Origin of the sequence: Citrobacter sp. Cu231 (assembly GCF_030332265.1) — a bacterium.
Taxonomy (GTDB): Bacteria; Pseudomonadota; Gammaproteobacteria; order Enterobacterales; family Enterobacteriaceae; genus Citrobacter; species Citrobacter meridianamericanus.
The window spans coordinates 1-296 of record NZ_JAOWIE010000023.1 but is presented as its reverse complement, the minus strand read 5'-3'; the positions used below and the strand labels follow the sequence as shown (position 1 = coordinate 296).

At 54.7% G+C, this 296-nt stretch carries 1 protein-coding gene; it reads right to left on the bottom strand.

Translation table 11 applies throughout. The features are described from left to right. Positions 1-30 precede the first annotated feature (30 nt). Positions 31-296: transposase domain-containing protein (locus OGY15_RS01550; protein WP_024202596.1), on the bottom strand; the 266-nt coding region annotated here is incomplete at its 5' end.

Genomic DNA, 296 nt, shown 5'->3' with positions numbered 1-296 from the left:
GTAAGCGGCTCGCCAGAACCGTATTGATATTTACTGAGAGGTCAGATCAACTTTCCAGGGCAACAGATCGCGTACCCGGTTTGCCGGCCAATCCTGGATATGCTCAATGACGTAACGCAGCCATTTTTCTGGTTCCACATTGTTCAGACGGCATGTGCCGATCAGCGAGTACAACACCGCCGCATGTTCGCCACCGCTGTCGGAACCCGCGAACAGCCAGTTTTTCCGGCCTACGGCCACTCCCCGTAAGGCGTTCTCTGCGATGTTGTTGTCGATTTCCACCCAGCCATTACTGC